The organism is Caulobacter sp. B11 (assembly GCF_002737765.1).
Taxonomy (GTDB): Bacteria; Pseudomonadota; Alphaproteobacteria; order Caulobacterales; family Caulobacteraceae; genus Caulobacter.
In genome coordinates this window covers 1-3517 of sequence record NZ_PEGG01000303.1, presented here as the reverse complement: position 1 = coordinate 3517, position 3517 = coordinate 1, and the positions used below count along the sequence as shown (strand labels likewise).

Sequence of the window (3517 nt, the reverse complement as noted above, 5' to 3'; positions counted from 1 at the left end):
ATCTCCTCGCCGGTCAGCCAGGTGCCGGTCGGGTTGGCGGGATTGGCGATGAAGACGATGCGGGTGCGCTCATCGACGCATTTGAGCACCTCGTCGGCGTTGATGCGCAGGCCGGGTTCCTTGGCCATGCGGACCTCGCCCTGACAGGCGCGGGCCCCGATGGCATAGGCGGCGAAACCGTGTTCGCCCTGAACGATATTGTCCCCTGGCTCGAGATAGACCTGGCACAGCAGGGCGAAGATCTCGTCGCTGCCGTCACCGAAGGTCAGGCGCTCGGACTCCAAACCATAGTGGGCGGCCACGGCGGCGCGCAGGCCGCTGGCCTTGCCGTCCGGATAGAGGTGCAGGCGGTCGACGGCGGCGCGATAGGCGTCCTTGGCCGCCTCGCTGCAGCCCAGAACGTTCTCGTTGCTGGACAGCTTCACCGGATGGGCGACGCCCTCGATGCTCGACTTGCCGCCGACATAGGCGGCGATGTCGAGGACGCCCGCCTTGGGCATGGGACGGGACGCGGCGAAGCGATCAGCAGTGGAAGCGGTCATCGAAAATACTCGGGCCGGGAAGGTTCGTGTTCTTACACGGCCGCCGTCTAAAGGTCGAAGGGTTCGGGCGCGGCCCCGATCACGCCGCTCAGCTTGCCGGGCGCGCGGGCCAGCCGCTCGTCGCCCGGCTGGAAGAACCCGGACAGCACGAACAGCTTCAAGCCGCCGGCCTGGACCAGCAGTTCGGCGGCGACTCCGTCGAGGCTGAGCGCCTCGACGATCGCCGGGGCGGTCTTGACCGAGTCGGTCACCCAGAAGGTCAGGTCGCCACCGGTGGGCTCGACCTCGACCTCGGCGACGGCGAAGGCGGCCTGCGGGCCCCAGCGCGTCAGGCAGGGCAGGGCGGCGAAGACCTTGAGTTTGGGCTCAGCCAGCAGGCGGCCCCACCAGGCGCTGTCGCTGGTCAGGGCCAGGACGCCGACCCCCCAAGGCTCTCGCGCCCCGGCCAGGGCGTCCTTCTCTGTTTCGACAAGGCGCATGGGCGGGGCCGAGCCGAAGCGCAGGCGAGCCAGTTCGACGGCGCGGGCGGCGTCGCGGCCGCCCCAGACCGTCAAATGATAGGGCCCCTGGCGCGACAGGCTGTCGGCCATCAGTTCGCGCCAGATCCGGATCAGCAGGGCGTCGCTGGCGGCGCTGCGGGGCGCGGCCAGCAGCTTTCGGACAATGGCCGTCTCGCGTGGAGGGCGCAGGCCAAAGCCGGTGTCGCCCGCGGCCTGCTTGGCGGCCGCCACCGCGCGCGCCAGTCCGGCGCGCTCGTCGATCAGCCTGAGGAGTTCACTGTCGATCGCGTCGATGCGCCATCGAACCTCTTCCAGCGAAGGCGGCTTGTCGCCCACGTCGCTCCCCATCAAATCATCCCCAAAATCGACGCCGGACCATAGACTTTGCCGCTGATCGTGCAATAGCGCGCGCTCACGGGAAGAAAATTGCGTGTCGGTCCGCTCGGTCGCGGGTCAGTAGATGCGCGGCGAAGGCCCGCTGTCGAACGGACCCAGTCGCGTGCGGCCGTTCTCGAAGACCAGGGTGGCGCTGAGGGTCGGATCGCCGGTGACAGCCGCCTTGATCGCCGCCGCCGCCGATTGCGGGCTGGACAGGGCGCCGCCTGGCGGCGTGACTTCGCGAACCGTGACCTCCAGGGCGCCGCGTAGCCGGCCGTCGTCGCCGATCGTCAGGGCTCCGGACTTGGCGTCGAGCAGGGCCTCCCCGGCCGCCAGCTTGCCTTCCTGCACCGAGATCGCGCCGCCGACCGCCGACCAGTCGCGGGCGGCGTCGGCCCAGCTGGTCCCGCGCAGGGCCGAGATCTTCGACAGGCGAAGGTCCAGTTGCATGGAGGCGGTCTGGTCCTGGGCGATGCGGCCCAAAAGGCCGGTAAAGGCGGCGCGTGCGCCCTCGGCCTTGAACAGGATGCCCGCCTGGTCGTCGGGGCCCGGGCGCAGATGCAGCTGCAGGCTCTCGGTCGAAACCAGCGGGAAGGGCGCGGCGCCGGGCGCGGGCAGGAACGACAGCTTGGCCCCCTCGATCGAGACGCGCGGGGGAGACTTGTCCAATCCCGCCAGGCTGGCGCGCAGGGCCTGACCGGTGATGCGCACGTCGCCGCCGACCGGACGGGTCAGAACCACGCCCTGGGGGGCCAGCACCACCCAGTGGCCCAGGGCATAGGCCATGGCCTCGCCGTTCAGAGCGGGCGCGCGCACGGCCCAGCCGGAGGGTTCGGCGACCCGCGCGTCGGTCAGGTTGACGTTCATGCGGAACGGATAGCCGCTGATGCTGCGGGTCTTCCAGGACAGGTCGTAGCCATGGGCCTTCAGGGCAGCGGCCGTGGCGTCCATCCGTTGTTCGGCCTGGCCGCGCAGGTACAGCCAGCCGAGGCTCCAGGCGATCGCCGCGACTCCCAGCAGGGCGAAAGGCGCCAGCAGGCCGAGACGGCTGGGCTTGCGGGACGGCGTCGCGGCGTTATGGGTCATGGGATGGGCGGCTCCGGGCAGGCGAGGGACTGGGCGTGGTGAACGGCGGTGATCGCTGGGTGTTCGGATATGGATCGCTTATGTGGCGGCCCGGGTTCCCGTTTGTAGAGCGAAGCGGCGCCGTTCTCCATGGGCGACGCCGGGCCTTCTGCATCTATTCGGTCCACCACCGGGGCACCTATGAGCGTCCGGGCCTGGTGCTGGGTCTCGCGCCGGGCGGTGCGGTGCGGGGCATGGCCTATCGCGTGGCGGCGGCCGACTGGCCCGAGGTCTATGCCTATCTGCGCGAACGCGAACAGCCGACCGAGACCTATTTCGAGGCCTGGGCGGATGTGCGCATCGACGGGGCGGGCCCCGCGCCGGCCCTGGTCTTCCTGTCTGACCGCAAGCATGTCCAGTGGGCGGGCGCCCTGACCCTGGACCAGCAATGCGACCTGATCTCCGGCGCCTCGGGTCTGTCGGGCCGCAATATCGACTACCTGCGCGACCTCGTGATGCACCTGCGCGAAGACGGGGTGCGTGACCACGCCATGGAGGCTTTGCTCAGGATGGTCGAGGCCCGGGAGGGGGGCTAGATGTCGTTTCCAAGAAGGTTGTTCACACGCTGCCAGGGCGTGAGGCCTTTGATGCCGGAGTGCGGTCGGGCGAGGTTGTAGCGGTCGGTCCAGGGCTTGATGGCCTCGGCGCGATCGTCTGAGCAGGCGTAGGCGCGGCCATAGGCCCACTCGCGCAGGCTGGTCTGGATGAAGCGCTCGGCCTTGCCGTTGGTGCGTGGGGTGTAGGGTCGGGTGCGCACGTGCCTGGCCCCGGCGGCCTGCAGGGCCTGGGCGAACAGCTTGGAGCGATAGGCCGAGCCGTTGTCGGTCATCACCCGCTGGACGATGACGCCGTGGCCGGCCAGCCAGGCCAGGGCGCGTTCCAGGAAGGCGGTCGTGTCGTGCTGGCCTTCGGAGGGTAGGACCTCGGTATAGGCCAGGCGCGAGGCGTCATCGACGCAGACGTTGCAGGAAG

Annotated in this window: 5 protein-coding genes; 1 reads left to right on the top strand and 4 read right to left on the bottom strand. The window is 69.8% G+C overall.

The annotated features are described in order from the left end of the window. The 3 genes from CSW58_RS11610 to CSW58_RS11600 form a co-directional block, all read right to left on the bottom strand. On the bottom strand, nucleotides 1-542 hold a 542-nt coding region (locus tag CSW58_RS11610; RefSeq protein WP_143755185.1), incomplete at its 3' end, for an aminotransferase class I/II-fold pyridoxal phosphate-dependent enzyme. 47 nt (nucleotides 543-589) lie between these two features. Then, nucleotides 590-1390 carry a chorismate mutase gene (locus CSW58_RS11605; protein ID WP_099447389.1) on the bottom strand — a complete coding sequence of 267 codons (801 nt, stop codon included), beginning with the start codon at nucleotides 1388-1390 and terminating at the stop codon, nucleotides 590-592. A gap of 105 nt (nucleotides 1391-1495) precedes the next feature. Next, nucleotides 1496-2506: a DUF2125 domain-containing protein gene (locus CSW58_RS11600; RefSeq protein WP_099447388.1), complete on the bottom strand. Its 1011-nt coding sequence runs from the start codon at nucleotides 2504-2506 to the stop codon at nucleotides 1496-1498. A gap of 29 nt (nucleotides 2507-2535) precedes the next feature. Here CSW58_RS11600 and CSW58_RS11595 point away from each other — a divergent pair, with 29 nt between their 5' ends. Then, nucleotides 2536-3081, top strand: a complete 546-nt coding sequence (locus CSW58_RS11595; RefSeq protein ID WP_099447387.1) for a gamma-glutamylcyclotransferase — start codon at nucleotides 2536-2538, stop codon at nucleotides 3079-3081. On the opposite strand, the gene CSW58_RS11590 is transcribed toward CSW58_RS11595, so the two are convergent. After that, on the bottom strand, nucleotides 3078-3517 hold a 440-nt coding region (locus tag CSW58_RS11590; protein WP_143755184.1), incomplete at its 5' end, for an integrase core domain-containing protein. The two genes, CSW58_RS11595 and CSW58_RS11590, sit on opposite strands and share 4 nt — an antisense overlap.